Origin of the sequence: Actinacidiphila acididurans (genome assembly GCF_016918855.1) — a bacterium.
Classification (GTDB): domain Bacteria; phylum Actinomycetota; class Actinomycetes; order Streptomycetales; family Streptomycetaceae; genus Actinacidiphila; species Actinacidiphila acididurans.
Window position 1 is genome coordinate 197,703 of sequence record NZ_JADKYB010000013.1, and the last position, 15,398, is coordinate 213,100.

Here is a 15,398-nt window from a genome sequence, read left to right on the forward strand (position 1 = left end):
CACCGCGCACGGTCATCAGCCCGTCAAAGAGCGTAGGAAGTGCATCCGAACGGCATATACCGCCAGACGCCGCCATACGATTCTGAATGCGGGCAAACGCTTACCAGCACCGACGAGCACTGACGAGTGCCATGTATCTCACATTGCGGGCATGCGCGATCAGCCGCCGGTCCGTGACAGGCGGACGTACCGGCGGCTGATCCTTGGTGCGACCGGCCGGCGCTGAGAGGGCCACCGGCCGGCCGTTCAGGGGTGGGCGACGATCAGGCGGCGGGCGCCGTCCACTGCTGGTTGGCGGCGCCGGTGCAGTCCCAGATCTGCAGCCGGGTGCCGTTGGCCGAGCTCGGGCCGGTGGCGTCCAGGCAGCGGCCGGAGCCGACGTTGACCAGGGAGTTGTTCGCGCCCCTGGTCCACTGCTGGGCCGCGGTGCCGTTGCAGTCGTAGAGCTGCACCTGGGTGCCGTTGGCGGTACCGGCCGCGGTCACGTCCATGCACTTGCCGAGCGCCTGGAGGGCGGTGCCGGAGGCGGTCCACTGCTGGGCGGTGGTGCCGTTGCAGTCGTAGAGCTGGATCGCGGTGCCGTTGGCGGAGTTAGCGCCGGCCACGTCCACGCACTTGCCGCCGTAGCCGGTGATGGTGCCGGTGTGGCCGGTGCTGCCGCCGCCGGTGCCCTGGGTGCCGGCCCAGGTGAAGGTGGCCGAGGCGCCGCCGGGCAGGGTGTAGGCGAAGTTCTCGTTGCCCCAGTTGACGCGCAGCTGCTGCGGGGAGGAGGACTCGTTGTAGGCGATGAGCGCCTTGGAGCCGTCCGGGTTCTTCCAGGCCACGTTACGGATGGTCGAGTTGTCGGTGGAGGCGATCCGCACCGCGCCCGGCTTCACGAACTTGGTCAGGTGGCCCATCGTGTAGTACTCGACGGTGTAGTCGACCTGTCCGCTGCGGCTGTCGCCGTTGTGCACGGTGATCAGGCCGGTGCAGGTGCCGCAGCCGCCGTTGTGCGGACCCATGTTCTGATCGACGGCCAGGCTCCACTTGACCCAGCTCTGACCCCAGTTACGGGTGTAGTCGATCAGGTTCTCCATGTCCTCCTTCTGCTGGTTGCCGATCCAGGTGCCGCCGGAGTGCTCGGTGTCGAAGGCGGGCAGGGTCGGGTACTGGTTGTGGATCGTGGTCTGCTCCGAGACGTTGCCCTCGTAGCCGTGCCAGGCCACGCCGCCGAAGTTCGGGTCGTTGCGGATGGAGGAGTCGGTGACCGTGGGGGCGGCATAGCTGTCGTAGCTGTCCCAGTTCCAGTCCAGCGCCAGCACCTTGGTGGACAGGCCGGCCGCGTGCAGCGCGGGCAGCAGGTCGTTCTTGGTGAAGTACGCCAGGCCCGAGCCGTTCCAGTTCGCGCCGGGGTAGTCGCCGCCGACGGTGGGCTCGTTCTGCGCGGTGACGTAGTCGATCGGCACGCCGGCCGCCTGGTACGCCTGGATGTACTTCACGAAGTACTGGGCGTAGGCGGCGTAGTACTGCGACTGGAGCCAGCCCTGGATGTAGCTGCCGTTGTCCTTCATCCACGGCGGCGGGGTCCAGGGGGTGCCCATCACCTTAAGGCTCGGGTTGAGCTGCTTGGCCTGCTTGGTCAGCGGCAGCACGTCGGCCTGGTCGTGGGCGATGGAGAAGTGCGCCAGGCTCGGGTCGGTCTGGCCGGACGGCATGTCGTCGTAGGTGTAGCTGTAACGGGCGAGGTCGGAGGCGCCCATCGGGTTGCGCAGGAAGTCCAGCCCGATGCCGTTGACCGGGTCGAAGAGCTTCTGCATCACGGAGGTGCGGGTCGCCGCGGACAGCGCGCCGCTGGAGTTCATCAGCCAGGCGGCGGTGTCGGTGAAGGAGGCGCCGCCGCCGGTGAACTGCTGGTAGGTGGTGCCCTCGTCCACCGAGACGTTGGTGCCGGAGCCCCCGGTGCCCGACCCGAAGGTCAGCGGGGCCTGCTGGGCCAGCCCCTGGACGACGTTGCGGCCGCCGGAGTCGTTGGTGGTGGTGAGGTACACCTGGACGCTCTCCCCCGCGGCATGCGCGGCCACCGGGGCGGCCAGCATGGGGGTGACGGCCGCCGCTCCGGCGGCCAGCATCCCGACGAGAGTGCGCCTCAGGCGCGTTCTGCCCGTGTGGGGGCGGGTTGCTGCGCTCATGTGGGTCGTTGCCTTTCTCGGGGCCTGGACTCGGGCCGATCGCGGCCGAGCGGGCAGATGAGTGGCATGTGCCTGACATGCATCCCGGCCGGGAGGCACCCGGTGCGGGAGGTGGGGCGGCGACCGTGCGGCGAGGGGGTCCGCACGCTTGTTTCACCCCTTGTTTCACGCCTTATATCGCGTCGTGATTTAACTATCGGGCCTCAGGTGCGTCAAGGCATCCGACAGGTTTGGACCTCAGGGGCGGGCGTGAAACGCCGTGAAACAAAAAGGATGTGACAGAGGGTCGGCTGCGGGCCGGTGCGCGGGGGCGTACGGGCGGGCGCGCGGCGGGGTTCGGGCCGGGGTTCGGGCCGGGGCGCGGCGAAGGTCGGGCCGGGGTGCGGAAGGTCCGCGGAGGGCCCGCGGACGGGTACGGGCTCCGATCGGCGTCGGGGTGGGTGTGCGGTCGGCGTCGGAGGTGGCGCTCAGCGCCGGGCGGGCGCCGTGCTGCCGCGCGGGACGAGGACCGGGGCCGGCAGGAGGATGTCGCCGACCTCGGCGCCGTCGAGCAGGTGCAGCAGCGCGGTGACGGCGCGCCGCCCGTACTCGGGCACGCTGCGGCTGACCGCGGTGAGCGCGGGGTGCACCAGGCGGCACAGTTCGCTGTCGTCCCAGGCCACGACCGACAGTTCGGCCGGGACGGCGATGCCCATCTCCTGGGTGACGCCGAGCGCGGCGACGGCCATCACGTCGTTGTCGTAGACGATGGCGGTGGGCCGGTCGGCGCCGGACAGCAGCCGGCGGGTGGCGCGGGCGCCGTCCTCGCCGGAGTAGTCGGTGTACACGCAGCGCACCCCGGACAGGCCGACCTCCTCGGCGGCGCTGTCGAAGGCCCGGCCACGCTCGCGGGTGTGCACGAAGTGGGCGGGTCCGGCCACCCGGGCGATCCGGCGGTGGCCCATGGCGGCCAGGTACGCCAGCGTCTCGCGCACCGCGGCCGCGTCGTCGATCCACACCGACGGCACCCCGGGCGTGCCGGTCGCGTGCCCCACCACCACGGCGGGCAGCCCGACTCGGGTCAGCAGGGCGAGCCGCGGGTCGGACTCGCGCAGGTCCACCAGCAGCACCCCGTCCACCCGGCGCTCGCCCCACCAGCGGCGGTACGCGGCCTCCTCGGCGCCGGCGTCCTCGGTCACCTGGAGCAGCAGCGCGGTCCCGGTCTCGGCGAGCCCGGCCTGCACCCCGGCGATCAACTGCATGAAGAACGGCTCGATTCCCAGCACCCAGGCCGGCCGGTCCACCACCAGGCCGACCGCCCCGGCCCGCCCGTCGGACAGGGCGCGGGCGGCGCTGCTGGGGTGCCAGCCCATGCGCGCGGCGATCTCCAGGATCCGTTCCCGGGTCCGGTCCGACACGCCCGCCTTGCCGTTGAGCGCGTACGACACCGCGCCCTTCGACACGCCCGCCGCCTCGGCGATGTCCGCGATCGTGGGGCGCTTGACGGGACTCATACGGGCCTCGCAAGGGGCGGGGCCCGTCCGGCGGGCCGTGACGTGAGGTAATGCCTCGTTCACCTTAACAACGCTGAATCGGCGCCCGTAAGCGGGCCCGGGCGGCCGGGACGGAACCGGTCGTGAACCGGTTCACCGCCTCTCACCTGCCTCGTCCTTTACGGGGCCACCGCCCCGCCGCGGTGCCGGCTCGGCTCCCGGCGCCGCGCACCCTCAGCTCCCGGGGCCCCGCACCGCGCCGATCTCCAGCCGTACGTAGTCCGCGACCGGTTCGGCGAGCCGCGCGGCGACGGCCGTCACGAACGGGGCATGCTCGTCCTCGGCCATGTCGTCCAGGTACGGGCCGAGGATCACGGTGGCGAGGAACGCCTCCAGTTGTGCGCCGGGCTCGAAGACCGCGGGGTCGGGCCGCAGTGTCACGTCGATGTCGGTGAAGCCGGCCGCCTTCAGCCGCTGCCGGGTGTCGTCGACGCCGGCGAACTCCCAGGTGTCCGAGCGTGTGCCGAGCACGTCGGCGACGGCCGCGTTCACCGCGTCGATGTTGCCGCGGCCCCCGCACTCGGCGACCAGCCGGGCGCCGGGCCGCATCCGGGCGGCCAGGGACGCGAACAGGGCGGCGTGGTCCTCGATCCAGTGGAAGGCGGCGACGCTGAACACCGCGTCGACCTCGCCCTCGAACGGCAGCGGCCCGGTGAGGTCGGCGTGCACCACCTCGACCCGGTCCAGTCGGCCGGCCAGCCGCTCGCGCAGCCGGTCCAGCATGCGGACGGAACCGTCCACGGCCACCACCCGCCCGTGCGGCAGCAGGTCCAGCAGTCCTTCGGTGTCCCGCCCGGTGCCGCATCCGGCGTCCAGTACGCGTTCGTCGCCGCGGGGCGCGAGCCGGTCCAGGGTGCGCCGGCCCCAGCGCAGGTGCGGCAGCGGCAGCGCGTCGTAGGTGGTCGCGTCCCAGTCCCGGGTCATGGCGTCACTCCTTGCCTGCTGCGGCCCGCCGGGCCACGGCGGACCCGGTGGTCACGGCCCGTCGGCACCGTACGCCGGTCGGTCCGGATGGTGACACCCTCGTCTCACGTATTGGTCAGATTGGTCGGATCGATCGGATGCGTCAGATGGCGGTGGCCGGCCGGGACGGCCAGCGCGGCGCGCGGTCCTTGTCCACCAAGGCCGCGCGCACCCCCTCGTGGAAGTCCGGGTCGCGGGCGACCCGGCGGGCCAGGGCGAGTTCGCGGTCCAGGCACTCCCACAGCTGCGCGCCGGCGCCGGCCCGCAGCAGGTCGAAGGTCGCCGCCAGGCTCATCGGCGAGGCGGCGTCGAGGGCGGCGAGGGTGTCCGCGGCCCACTCGCGGTGCTGCTCCTCGGCCGCCAGCCGGGCCCGTACCGCGGCCAGGTCGGGCACGTCCGGGCCGAAGCAGCGGTCGACGGCCGCGCGCCGGCCGGCCAGTTCGGAGGGCGGCGGCACGACCGCGAACCGGTCGAGCAGCAGTTCCGGGTCCCAGTCCCCCGCCCCGGGACCGGTCAGCGCCCGCTCCAGCGCGGGCAGATCGGCGGCGGGCACGTAATGCGTGGCCAGACCGCACTCGACGGCCGCCGCGCCGGATATGCGCACCCCGGTCAGCCCGAGGTACATCCCGAGGCCCCCGGGCAGCCGCGGCAGGAAGAAGCTGGCGCCGATGTCGGGGAAGAAGCCGATCGAGGTCTCCGGCATGGCCAGCACGGCGCGTTCGGTGACCACCCGGGCCGAGCCGTGCACCGATATGCCCAGGCCGCCGCCCATGGCGTAGCCGTCGATCAGCGCGACGAACGGCTTGGGGTAGCCGGCGATCAGCGCGTCGAGCGCGTACTCGGCGGAGAAGTACGCCGTCACGGCCGCGTCGTCGCCGCGCATCCCGGCCTCGCGCATCGCCCGGATGTCGCCGCCGGCGCAGAACGCCTTGGGCGAGGTGCTGCGGACCACCACCGTCCACACCCCGGGGTCGCTGCGCCAGTCCTCCAGCGTCGCGGTGAGCTCGCGCACCATTTCCAGGTCCAGGGCGTTGAGCGCGGCCGGGCGGTCGAGCGCGATCACCCCGGCGCCGTGCGCGGCGCGGGCGCGGACGAATCGCCCGCCGGCCGCGCCGGCCATGGGTGCTGTGGGTGCTGCCGGATCGATCGGGTGGTCCATGCGGACCATCCAAGCATCCGGGTTCGGCGGTGCCGCACCCCGCCCCGGTCGTGGGATAGGCTCGGCACGGGCCGTGACTGGCGCGCTGGGATGGGTGCAACCATCGGGGAGCGGCTCGAACGCCAAGCCGAAGTGCCGTGCGCCTGGGCCGTCCCGTACTCGAACCCGGAGGAGCCCATGGCCATCGAGCCGTCCACCACCACGACGCCGCCGGGCGCCGCGCGGTCCACCGCCTCGGTCGCCTTCCGCAGCGCGCTGGACGTGATCCGCGACGTGGAGCCGCGGGTGGCCGACGCCATCGCGCAGGAGGTCACCGACCAGCGCGAGATGCTCAAGCTGATCGCCAGCGAGAACTACGCCTCCCCGGCCACGCTGCTTGCCATGGGCAACTGGTTCAGCGACAAGTACGCCGAGGGCACCGTCGGGCGCCGCTTCTACGCCGGCTGCCGCAACGTGGACACCGTGGAGGCGCTGGCCGCCGAGCACGCCCGTACGGTCTTCGGCGCCGCGCACGCGTACGTGCAGCCGCACTCGGGCATCGACGCGAACCTGGTGGCCTTCTGGGCGGTGCTCTCCCAGCGGGTGGAGACCCCGGCGCTGGCGGCGGCGGGCGTCCGGCAGGTCAACGACCTGTCCGAGCAGGACTGGGCGCGACTGCGCGCCGAGTTCGGCAACCAGCGGATGCTCGGCATGTCGCTGGACGCTGGCGGCCACCTCACGCACGGCTTCCGCCCCAACATCTCCGGCAAGATGTTCGACCAGCGCAGCTACGGCACCGACCCGGAGACGGGACTGCTGGACTACGACGCGGTGCGCGCCGCGGCCCGCGAGTTCCGGCCGCTGATCCTGGTGGCGGGCTACTCCGCCTACCCGCGGCTGGTCAACTTCCGCCTGATGCGGGAGATCGCCGACGAGGTGGGCGCCACCTTGATGGTCGACATGGCGCACTTCGCGGGCCTGGTCGCGGGCAAGGTGCTGACCGGGGACTTCGACCCGGTGCCGCACGCGCAGATCGTCACCACCACCACGCACAAGTCGCTGCGCGGGCCGCGCGGCGGCATGGTGCTGTGCGACGACTCGCTGGCCGAGCACGTGGACCGGGGCTGCCCGATGGTGCTGGGCGGTCCGCTGCCGCACGTGATGGCGGCCAAGGCGGTGGCGCTGGCGGAGGCCGGCCGCCCGGAGTTCGGTACGTACGCGCAGGCGATCGTGGACAACGCGCGGGCGCTGGCCGAGGGGCTGCTGCGGCGCGGCGCGAAGCTGGTGACCGGCGGCACCGACAACCACCTGGTGCTCATCGACGTGTCCGGTTACGGGCTGACCGGCCGTCAGGCCGAGGCGGCGCTGCTGGAGGCGGGCATCGTCACCAACCGCAACTCGGTGCCGCGGGACCCGAACGGCGCCTGGTACACCTCGGGCATCCGGATCGGCACCCCGGCGCTGACCACGCGGGGCCTCGGCACAGCGGAGATGGACGAGGTGGCAGGGCTGCTGGACACGGTGCTGTCGGCGGCGAGCGCCGCGCCGGCCGCCAAGGGCGGTCTGTCCAAGGCGAAGCACGTGCTGGACGCGGCCGTGGCCGAGCAGGTGGCCAAGCGGGGTTCCGACCTGCTGGCGGGCTTTCCGCTCTACCCGGGCATCGACCTGAGCTGACGCCGGGGCCGGACGACGATGCGCCGGGGCCGTACGGTTCGCCGAACCGTACGGCCCCGGCGCGTTTCCGGGCTGGTGCGGGCCTGTGCGGGCTGTGCCGTCGGGCGGCTGAGGCGGCGCGTCAGGCGAAGGGCCCGTCAGGCGAAGGGCCCGTCAGGCGAAGGACCAGATGACGCCGTGATTGGCGACGGTCAGTCCCACCACGATCAGCAGGTCGGCGACACCCAGGGCCAGGCCCAGCAGGGCGCGGCCGCGGCGGCGGGTGCCGCGGGAGAGCGCGACCAGGGCCAGCACGACGGCGGCCGGGCCGAGCACGAAGTTGAGGACGAGCAGGCCGGGCAGGCCCAGCAGGAAGGACGCGACGGCCATACCGTCGGCGTCACGGGTCCGCGGTGCGGACGGGGCCGGTTCCGTTCCCCGGGCCGGGGTCGGGGCCGGGGTCGGGGTGACGGGCGGTTCGGTGGCTGCGGTTTTCACGGTGTTCCTCTCCGGAGCGGTCGTGGAACGGTCGTGGGGTGACGGCGGGGTCAGCCGCGATGGCGGCCGATCCGCTCGCGGACGGCGAAGGCGATCAGCCACAGCGCGATACCGGCGGCGGCCACGGTGAAGACCGTGAGCGAGGTGTGGGCGGCGGCGCCCATCAGGATGCCCATGCCCAGCAGGAGAACGACGAGGCTCATGTCGGCTGCGTCTCCGGGGAGTTGAAGTTTCGGCTGACACTTGTTCACTGACTTCTTCAGTCTACGGTGGCGAAATTCGGCGAACGGTTGTTTACTGAATGACATGAGTCACACTTCCGGGGTCCGTCAGGCCCAGAAGCGGCAGACACGCCAGGCCCTGCTCGACGCGGGCCTGCGGCTGCTGGAGCAGCAGAACCTCAGCAGCCTGGGCCTGCGCGAACTCACCCGCGAAGTGGGCGTCTCCCCCGCCGCCTTCTACCGCCACTTCCCGGACCTGGCCGCCCTCGGCGTCGCCCTCGTCGAGGAGGCGCTCGGCAGCCTGCACGGCGTGGTGCGCGCGGTGATGGCACAGACGAGCGACTCGGGCGACCTCATCGACCGCGCGGTGGCGATCATCGCCGAGTACGTCGAACGCCACCGCCCGCACATCCGCTTCGTCGCCCGCGAGCGGTACGGCGGGGTGCGCGAGGTACGGGCGGCGATCGCAGCCCAACTCCACCGGTTCGCCGACGAAGTGGCCTCGGGCCTGGCCGCCCAGCCGCTGTCGGCGGGCTGGACCCCCGAGGAACTGCGGGTGCTCGCCGAACTCTACGTGGACCACATGGTGTCCACGGCCGCGGCCTTCCTCGACGTGCCCGCCGACGACCCCGAAGCCCGCGACCACTTGGTGCACGCCGCCCGGATGCGGCTGCGCATCATCAGCCTGGGGCGGGCGCACTGGCTGGACGAAACGGTGTGAGGGTGCGGGGCCGCGGTGGGCGGTAGGGGGGCGGCAGGCGGGGAGAGCGCTCTCCCCTGCGCAGCCGCCGACACCCGCCGGCCCCTCACCCCGCAAACGGACGAGCCGGTACGGACGCCCTCGGCCCGCACCGGCTCTCCCCCGCTGCCACCACGCCCTCCCCAACGTGGCCGGCCGTGCCCGCGGGCGCGACCGGCCTCGATCCTGCACCGCCCTGGGCGAGGTGGGGAGGACGGAACGCGTCAGCGGCGGACTCAACGCGCCACATCACGCGTAAGCTGCGGGAACACCTCCACCGCCCGCCAGGAGGCCACCGTTCGTCGTCCGCAGGAGGTGCCCGGAATGCTCCCCGCGCCGGTGCCTGCCGCCGCCTCGCTCACCGAGAGCGTCATGGTGCCCCGATTCATCGCCACCGCGTCCGCCCGCGGGCCGCGTGAGGCCGAGGCGCTGCTGCGGGCGGCGGGCCTGCCCACCGTACTGCGCGATCCGGAGACCGCGCGCTCGCCGTCGGCGGCCACGTACCGGCTGTGGGGCGCGGTGCTGGCGGCGCACGGGCGGCCGGATGCGGGGCTGCTGGCCGCCGCGGACTACCGGCCGGGCCGGCTGGACCTGTTCGACTACCTGCTGAGCACCGCGCCCACCGTCGGTGAGGGCCTGGCCCGGGCCGCGGCCGGCATCCACCTGGTGAGCAGCAACTCGGCGCTGAGCACGACGGTGCGCGGCGACGAGGTGGAGATCGGCTACGGGGTGCTGTGCGGGGACGAGGAACTGCGGGGCGTGGTGGCCGAGTTCGCGCTCGGCGTGGTCACCGCGCAATTGCGCTGGGCCACCGGGACAGCGCTCTCCCCGCTCCGGGTGTCCCTGACCCACCGAGCGCCGCGCCGGGCGGGCGCGTACCGGCGGGTCTTCGGGCCGGCCGGGCTGGAGTTCGGCGCCGCGGCGGACTCGATCACGCTGCGCCGGGCCGACCTCGAGCGGCCACTGGTCACCGCCGACCCGGCGCTCGCGGCGATCATCCGGCGCGCCGCCGAGGCCGTCCGGCCGCCCCGGCCGCCGGACGGCGGCCCGGTACCGGGGCTGCGCGAGGTGATCATCGCTCAACTGCCGGGCGGGCGGCCCTCGCTGGCCGAGGCGGCCCGGCGGCTCGCGGTCAGCACCCGCACTCTTCAGCGCCGGCTCACCGAGGCGGGCACGACCTGGCGGGCCGAACTGGACGCGGTGCGCCGCGAGCAATCGGCCGGCCTGTGGCCCGACGGCAGCTGCGCCCAGACCCGCGCGGCCCGGCTCGGTTTCGCCGAGTCCCGGTCGCTGCGCCGTGCGATGAACCGCTGGGACGCCCGCGACCGCGACGCCGTCTGACCGCACCGTCCGACCGCGCCGCCGGACCGGGGGGCGCGCGTCTTCACCGCGCGCCCGCAATTCGGGTACGCGACGCGCCAAACCGGGCCCGGGACCGCTAATCTGATTCCCCATCAGGGCAATGCAATTGCGCGGCGGCCGGGAGTCGCGGCCGGGCACGCCGCGGTGGACGCCGGAGCCAGGAGGCGGACGCATGGAGGCGGAACCCGGGCGGGCGGGGCCGGTGGTACGGACCGGGGGGTGCCCGGCCGATCAGCTGGCCGCGCTGCTGGCGCGGGCGGACAGCCGGGAGCAGGCCGAACGGCACCTGGCCGGGGCCGAATCGGCGCTGATGCACTACTGCGGACTCCAGTCGTGCCGGCACACCAACGGGCCGCCGCGGCGGATGGACCGGCGCACCTTCCGGCACAGTTTCCTGCTGCCCGACGGTGACGTACGGGTGGTGTGGGAGCTGGAGTACGACACCGGCGCCGACGGGGTGACGCGGCGCAGCCTCGTCACCGAGCGGGAGACCCTGGCGCTGGCCGAGTGGGACGCCGACCTGCCCTTCGGCGGTCCGGTGGGGGTGCCCGAACTGGCGGCGGACGACCCGTACGGCCTCGGGACAGCGCTCTCCGTTCCGGACGAGCCCGCGGTGCCGGACCCCGGTCGCCGGCGGCGCCGCCCGTACCCCGAGGGCGAATCCGCCGAGCACGCCCGCCGGCTGCTGCGCCGCGCGGCCAACCCCAATGCCCCGGGCCCGGGCATCGCGGCCCGGCTGCACGCCGCGATCGCGCACGACATCGCCATCGTCGCCCGGCGCAGTGCCCTGATCGCCGGGCGCCTGGTGTGCTGGTCGCTCTACGAGCACGCGTTCCTGCTGATGGACGGCACCGAGCTGAGCCTGTGGGAGATCGACCACACGCGGACGCCCAGCGGCGCACCGGTGTGCGAGGTGTACGTCTCCCAGGACGCGGCGCTGGACACCGCGATCCGCCGCATCGAGGCCGGCTGACTCCGGTACGGCCCCGCCGGGCGCGGGCGCGGCGGTTTCAGTGGCCGGTGTCCCGGTCGGCGGGGTCGGCGGGGTGGGCGTGGTCGATACGGTCCGCGGGGTGCGCGCCGTGCGGGCCCGGTCCGGCGGGCCGGCCCAGGGGGTGGTCCGGCTCGCCCGGGGTGCGGCCGGGGGCGGCGGGCCGCGCGGTGCCGACGGTGGTGCGCAGCTCGCGTTCCCGCTCGGACTCCTCCTGTTCGGTGAGCACCGACATGGTCAGCCGGGACAGCGGGGGCACGGGTTCGGTGCGGCCGGCCCGGTACCAGGCGATGATCACGGTCAGCCGGATCACCTTGCGGGCGACGTAGAAAAGCAGGAGCGCGAGCGGGAGTTCGGCGAAGACGGCGGTGAGGACCGCGCCGGTGAACTCGTCGCTGTTCCAGTCCAGCACGATGTCGAACCAGGCGTCGCAGCACAGCAGGGTGGCGGTCATCACCGCCCACGGGATGAAGATCTGCAGCCGCCGCCACGCGCACACCGCGGTCACCCCGATGACCACGATCAGCGCGGCGTCGAAGCCGACCCAGGCCAGCCGCCACTGGCTGACCTCGTGGTGGTTGGGCAGGCTCGCCGACAGGTAGCCGATCCACGGGATGAGGAACAGGAAGCTCGCGGTGACCACGGCGAGGAACAGCCGGCGCAGGTGCCGCAGGTGGGGGTCGTGCGGCGAGGGCACTTCGGTGAGCATGGCGTCCACTGTGCCGGACGGCGGGGTACGGGTGAGCAGCGCACCGGCCGTTTCCCTGCGTGTTTCCGGCGCCGCGGGCACCGGCGGCAGATCGGGGCGAGCCGCGCGGCCGCCGTCCGGGCGGGAACGCGCGGCCCGGAACGCCGCCACGGCGGCGTCTTCCCGGTCCGGGTCCGGCACCTCGTCCCGGCGGGCGGCACCCAACGCCCGGATCACCCCGGCGAGCCGGGCCTCGCCGGGATCGCCCGGGTCGGCCGGGGCGCCCGCGAGCAGGTCCTCCACCCGGCCCGGCGCCGGCCAGGGCGCGGGCGGGCCCGGGGTGCGGGCGTGCGGATGGGGGGACGGGCGGTGCGGCGAATCATCAGAGCGGGGGCCGGGAGAGCGCTCACCCGAAACGTCCAGGGCTCGCGGAGGGCCCGAAGCGGTCCCCGCCGCCGCGGGGTCCGGAGAGCGCTCTCTCTCCTCTTCCAGGACCCGCCGGTCACGGGACGCCCCGGCGGCGGGCCGCTCCTCCCGCGGGCGTTCGCGGGGCCGCTCGCCGGGGGCGGATGCGTTTGTCACGCGGTTGCCCCCTTCCGTCGGATCGAGGGCGGGGTTGCAGCGCGGTGACGGGACCGCGTACCGCCCTCGGGCACGCGGTCCCAGACCTCACAGCGCACAGGAGACATAAAACGTCACAGCAGTCACACCGGCAACGCGGCAGCCGGGCCGCGGTTCAGCACTCGCCGGCCGCGGGGTCGAGCTTCTGCACCGCCTCGGCGAAGGAGCCGACCAGGTCCTCGCCGACCCGGTCGACCACCTGGGCGCGCAGCGCCTTGGCCAGGGAGCGGGTGACGGCGAGCACGGTCGCGGTGCCGGCCGGGGTCAGCGCGGTGAAGGTGACCCGGCGGTCGCCGTCCGAGGGGCGGCGTTCCACCAGCCCGGCCTCGGCGAGCCGGTCGACCACTTTGGTGGTGCCCGCGGTGGAGAAGCCGAGGGTCTGGGCGAGCTGGTTCATGGGGGCGGCCCGGCCGGGGGCGGCGACCAGGTAGAGCAGGGCTTTGTAGGAGGAGGGCGCGAGGCCGTTGGCCGCCTCGACGTCGGCGAACAGGCCGTCGGTCAGCCGGCGGACCCCCGACTCCAGGGTGTGCCACTGCTGGAGCAGCGCCAGATCCGCGGCGTCCACCCCGATCGCCAGGGCCTCGACGGGTGACTCGTCCCCGGGGCACGCCGCTTCGGATGGGCGCGTCCGCACCGGTTCCGCCATGCCGCACACTCCCCGCTTCCACCGCTCGCCTTCGGCCGGCTGCCCCGTGACCCGCCGCTTCCAGGATAGCCATCCGGCTAATATCTCGCTGGTTACCTAATATCTGGTAGCGTATTGAGCGCTCAATCAAATGCGGGGGTGGAGCGCTCTCCCGCCGTCCCCTTGGAAGGACCACTGCCATGTCGAACCCCACCGGCACCCCGAACACCGACCGCCCGGCCGCCACGGACGCGGCGGCCGGCCACTGGGTCCTGGACCCGGCGCAGTCCTCGGTGCGGATCGCGAGCAAGACGATGTGGGGGCTCGTGACCGTCAAGGGCGAGTTCGCCGACGTGACCGGCCAGGGCGAGGTGCTGCCCGGCGGCACGGCGAGCGGCAGCCTCACCGTCCGCGCCGCCTCGATCGACACCGGCAACGCCAAGCGCGACACCCACCTGCGCTCGGCCGACTTCTTCGGCGCCGACGAGCACCCCGACCTGGTCTTCACCGCCCGCTCGGTGACCCCGAGCGGCAACGGCACCGCCGAGGTCGCCGGCGAACTGACGGTGCGCGGCGTCTCGCGCCCGGTGGCCTTCGCCGCCCGGCTGACCGTCTCCTCCGCCCAGGACGTCACCCTGGAGGCGGAGACGGCCCTGGACCGTGCCGAGTTCGGCATGACCTGGAACCAGCTCGGCATGATCAAGGGCGCGACCACCGTCACCATCGCGGCCCGCTTCCGTCACGAGGGCTGATAGGCGGGCCCGAGGTCGTCGCCCGGGCGGCGACGCGCACCGTCACCGGCCGCGTCGCCTGCGCCCGTACCGCGGCGACACCCCGTACCTCCGTCGCGACCGTCGGCCCCGTCACGGCTGTCACCGGGTCGGCAGCAGCGGGGGGACGGCCTGGTGCACCAGTTCCAGGGCCTGCTGCGGGAACCAGGCGCCGGCCGCCGGGTCCTGGTAGCCGCGCTCGGGGTCGGCCGGTCCCGCGGTGCCGCGGGTGCACTGGCCGTCGGACTCGCCGGGGATCTTGATCCAGAACCGGGCGTCCTGCAGCGGGTTGCCGGTGTCGAGGGTCGGGCGGGCGCCGAGGCCGCGGCCGGGCGGGTTGCACCAGTCCTGCGGGTCGGAGTAGACGCCGGCCGGCGGGGTCCACGGGCCCTGCCCGTTGCGGCTGGTGTCGGTGACGAAGTGCTTCATCGCCGCGGGCGCCGTGTGCACGTTCGCGATCAGCCAGGCCCGGGCGTCGTCCTGCGGCCACCACTGGTTGGGGCAGTCCGCGGCCGCGCCGCCGCCGGCCACGTAGGCCAGGCAGGAGGACACGAGGGTGCCGTACCAGGCGAGTTCGTCGTCGCTGCGGTAGTTGGAGACGTTGAGGAAGTAGCCGCTGGCCTCGTCGATGCCGCCGGCGACCAGGCGGGGCACGATGTCGTTGACGCTGTGCCAGCCGCTGTGCCCGGCGTCGAGGTAGACCTTGGTGCGGGAGAGCGGTTCCAGGGCGTGCACGGCGTAGCGGATCTGCGCGTAACGGTCGGCGGTACGGCTGCCCTGCGCGTCGTCCTGGCCGCAGTCGGAGGGCAGCAGGGCCAGGGAGTCGGGTTCGAGGATGATCGCGGCCGGGCGGCCGCCGATGCCGGCCCGGATCGCGTCGATCCACGCCTGGTACGCGGCGGTGTCCGCGGCGCCACCCGCCGAGTACTGCGAGCAGTCGCGGCCGGGGATGTCGTACACGGCGAGCACGGGCAACTGGTGCCGGCGGTTCGCGGCCGTGACCGTGCTGTCGACCGACGCGCGTACCTGGTCGGGGGTGCCGCCGGTGTACCAGACCGCCTGGGGCGTACGGACCATGGCCGCGACGCCTGCCGCGTCCCGTACCTGCCCCTGCTTGAGCAGGTCCGCGATCTGCGGCCCGGCCTGCGCGTTGGCCGGCGGGGTGTAGAGGGCGGCGGAGCGGTGCGCGGGCACGGGCGGCGGGGTGTGCGCGGAGGCCGGCAGGGCGGCGCAGACGGCGGCCAGCGCCGCCCCGGCCACAACGGCGGCCAGGGTACGGGCGCGGCGGGCGCGTACGGTCATGCGGGTGAGCTCCTCGGGTTCCGGGTGGGGCCGGTCGGGTCCGAACGGGGTCCGGACCGGCCGCGGTTGGGGAGCCCGAGCAACCTTGGGAGCGCTCCCACAGTGCGGCACAAGGAATTAACTC

14 protein-coding genes and 1 riboswitch are annotated in these 15,398 nt (G+C 73.8%); of the genes, 5 read left to right on the top strand and 9 right to left on the bottom strand.

All coding sequences use genetic code 11. The features are described from left to right. Positions 1 to 263 precede the first annotated feature (263 nt). The 4 genes from ITX44_RS24105 to ITX44_RS24120 all read right to left on the bottom strand — a co-directional run bounded on the left by ITX44_RS24105 (position 264) and on the right by ITX44_RS24120 (position 5,825). The gene (locus ITX44_RS24105; RefSeq protein ID WP_236061422.1) at positions 264 to 2,111 is read right to left on the bottom strand and encodes a ricin-type beta-trefoil lectin domain protein; all 1,848 of its coding nucleotides are present in this window, start codon (positions 2,109 to 2,111) and stop codon (positions 264 to 266) included. Positions 2,112 to 2,638: 527 nt separating this feature from the next. After that, positions 2,639 to 3,664, bottom strand: coding sequence for a LacI family DNA-binding transcriptional regulator (locus tag ITX44_RS24110; protein ID WP_205359430.1), 1,026 nt, complete (start codon positions 3,662 to 3,664; stop codon positions 2,639 to 2,641). Between the two features lie 213 nt (positions 3,665 to 3,877). Next, positions 3,878 to 4,627 carry a class I SAM-dependent methyltransferase gene (locus ITX44_RS24115; protein ID WP_205359431.1) on the bottom strand — a complete coding sequence of 250 codons (750 nt, stop codon included), beginning with the start codon at positions 4,625 to 4,627 and terminating at the stop codon, positions 3,878 to 3,880. Between the two features lie 142 nt (positions 4,628 to 4,769). After that, on the bottom strand, positions 4,770 to 5,825 hold the full coding sequence (locus tag ITX44_RS24120; protein ID WP_236061424.1) for an enoyl-CoA hydratase/isomerase family protein: 1,056 nt from the start codon (positions 5,823 to 5,825) through the stop codon (positions 4,770 to 4,772). A gap of 63 nt (positions 5,826 to 5,888) precedes the next feature. Further along, a riboswitch (ZMP/ZTP riboswitch) is annotated at positions 5,889 to 5,981 on the top strand. A gap of 21 nt (positions 5,982 to 6,002) precedes the next feature. Between ITX44_RS24120 and ITX44_RS24125 the strand changes: the two genes are divergently transcribed. Further along, a complete protein-coding gene (locus ITX44_RS24125; protein ID WP_205359523.1) occupies positions 6,003 to 7,478 on the top strand; it encodes a glycine hydroxymethyltransferase in 1,476 nt (491 codons plus the stop codon). 153 nt (positions 7,479 to 7,631) lie between these two features. On the opposite strand, the gene ITX44_RS41385 is transcribed toward ITX44_RS24125, so the two are convergent. Then, a complete protein-coding gene (locus tag ITX44_RS41385; RefSeq protein WP_205359432.1) occupies positions 7,632 to 7,847 on the bottom strand; it encodes a DUF4190 domain-containing protein in 216 nt (71 codons plus the stop codon). A gap of 158 nt (positions 7,848 to 8,005) precedes the next feature. Then, entirely contained in the window at positions 8,006 to 8,158 is a 153-nt protein-coding gene (locus ITX44_RS24135; protein ID WP_205359433.1) for a hypothetical protein, read from the bottom strand. A 103-nt stretch (positions 8,159 to 8,261) separates the two neighbouring features. On the opposite strand from ITX44_RS24135, the gene ITX44_RS24140 reads away from it, so the two are divergent. The 3 genes from ITX44_RS24140 (at position 8,262) to ITX44_RS24150 (ending at position 11,250) form a co-directional block, all read left to right on the top strand. Beyond that, positions 8,262 to 8,897 carry a TetR family transcriptional regulator gene (locus tag ITX44_RS24140; protein ID WP_205359434.1) on the top strand — a complete coding sequence of 212 codons (636 nt, stop codon included), beginning with the start codon at positions 8,262 to 8,264 and terminating at the stop codon, positions 8,895 to 8,897. A gap of 342 nt (positions 8,898 to 9,239) precedes the next feature. Next, positions 9,240 to 10,256: an AraC family transcriptional regulator ligand-binding domain-containing protein gene (locus ITX44_RS24145; RefSeq protein ID WP_205359435.1), complete on the top strand. Its 1,017-nt coding sequence runs from the start codon at positions 9,240 to 9,242 to the stop codon at positions 10,254 to 10,256. Between the two features lie 193 nt (positions 10,257 to 10,449). Next, positions 10,450 to 11,250: a DUF6227 family protein gene (locus ITX44_RS24150; protein ID WP_205359436.1), complete on the top strand. Its 801-nt coding sequence runs from the start codon at positions 10,450 to 10,452 to the stop codon at positions 11,248 to 11,250. A 37-nt stretch (positions 11,251 to 11,287) separates the two neighbouring features. Here ITX44_RS24150 and ITX44_RS24155 read toward each other — a convergent pair whose 3' ends face one another. Further along, positions 11,288 to 12,259: a hypothetical protein gene (locus ITX44_RS24155; RefSeq protein ID WP_205359437.1), complete on the bottom strand. Its 972-nt coding sequence runs from the start codon at positions 12,257 to 12,259 to the stop codon at positions 11,288 to 11,290. 433 nt (positions 12,260 to 12,692) lie between these two features. Next, positions 12,693 to 13,223: a MarR family winged helix-turn-helix transcriptional regulator gene (locus ITX44_RS41390; RefSeq protein WP_236061425.1), complete on the bottom strand. Its 531-nt coding sequence runs from the start codon at positions 13,221 to 13,223 to the stop codon at positions 12,693 to 12,695. Between the two features lie 179 nt (positions 13,224 to 13,402). On the opposite strand from ITX44_RS41390, the gene ITX44_RS24165 reads away from it, so the two are divergent. Then, entirely contained in the window at positions 13,403 to 13,954 is a 552-nt protein-coding gene (locus ITX44_RS24165) for a YceI family protein (RefSeq protein WP_205359438.1), read from the top strand. 120 nt (positions 13,955 to 14,074) lie between these two features. Here ITX44_RS24165 and ITX44_RS24170 read toward each other — a convergent pair whose 3' ends face one another. Beyond that, on the bottom strand, positions 14,075 to 15,274 hold the full coding sequence (locus tag ITX44_RS24170; RefSeq protein WP_205359439.1) for a glycoside hydrolase family 6 protein: 1,200 nt from the start codon (positions 15,272 to 15,274) through the stop codon (positions 14,075 to 14,077). Between the last annotated feature and the right edge of the window lie 124 nt (positions 15,275 to 15,398).

Excerpts from the sequence above, each read along its gene's own strand:
- ITX44_RS24105 (WP_236061422.1), bottom strand. The coding sequence starts at position 2,111 with ATGCTGGCCGCCGGAGCGGCGGCCGTCACCCCCATGCTGGCCGCCCCG.
- ITX44_RS24110 (WP_205359430.1), bottom strand. The coding sequence starts at position 3,664 with ATGAGTCCCGTCAAGCGCCCCACGATCGCGGACATCGCCGAGGCGGCG.
- ITX44_RS24115 (WP_205359431.1), bottom strand. The coding sequence starts at position 4,627 with ATGACCCGGGACTGGGACGCGACCACCTACGACGCGCTGCCGCTGCCG.
- ITX44_RS24120 (WP_236061424.1), bottom strand. The coding sequence starts at position 5,825 with ATGGACCACCCGATCGATCCGGCAGCACCCACAGCACCCATGGCCGGC.
- ITX44_RS24125 (WP_205359523.1), top strand. The coding sequence starts at position 6,003 with ATGGCCATCGAGCCGTCCACCACCACGACGCCGCCGGGCGCCGCGCGG.
- ITX44_RS41385 (WP_205359432.1), bottom strand. The coding sequence starts at position 7,847 with ATGGCCGTCGCGTCCTTCCTGCTGGGCCTGCCCGGCCTGCTCGTCCTC.
- ITX44_RS24135 (WP_205359433.1), bottom strand. The coding sequence starts at position 8,158 with ATGAGCCTCGTCGTTCTCCTGCTGGGCATGGGCATCCTGATGGGCGCC.
- ITX44_RS24140 (WP_205359434.1), top strand. The coding sequence starts at position 8,262 with ATGAGTCACACTTCCGGGGTCCGTCAGGCCCAGAAGCGGCAGACACGC.
- ITX44_RS24145 (WP_205359435.1), top strand. The coding sequence starts at position 9,240 with ATGCTCCCCGCGCCGGTGCCTGCCGCCGCCTCGCTCACCGAGAGCGTC.
- ITX44_RS24150 (WP_205359436.1), top strand. The coding sequence starts at position 10,450 with ATGGAGGCGGAACCCGGGCGGGCGGGGCCGGTGGTACGGACCGGGGGG.
- ITX44_RS41390 (WP_236061425.1), bottom strand. The coding sequence starts at position 13,223 with ATGGCGGAACCGGTGCGGACGCGCCCATCCGAAGCGGCGTGCCCCGGG.
- ITX44_RS24165 (WP_205359438.1), top strand. The coding sequence starts at position 13,403 with ATGTCGAACCCCACCGGCACCCCGAACACCGACCGCCCGGCCGCCACG.
- ITX44_RS24170 (WP_205359439.1), bottom strand. The coding sequence starts at position 15,274 with ATGACCGTACGCGCCCGCCGCGCCCGTACCCTGGCCGCCGTTGTGGCC.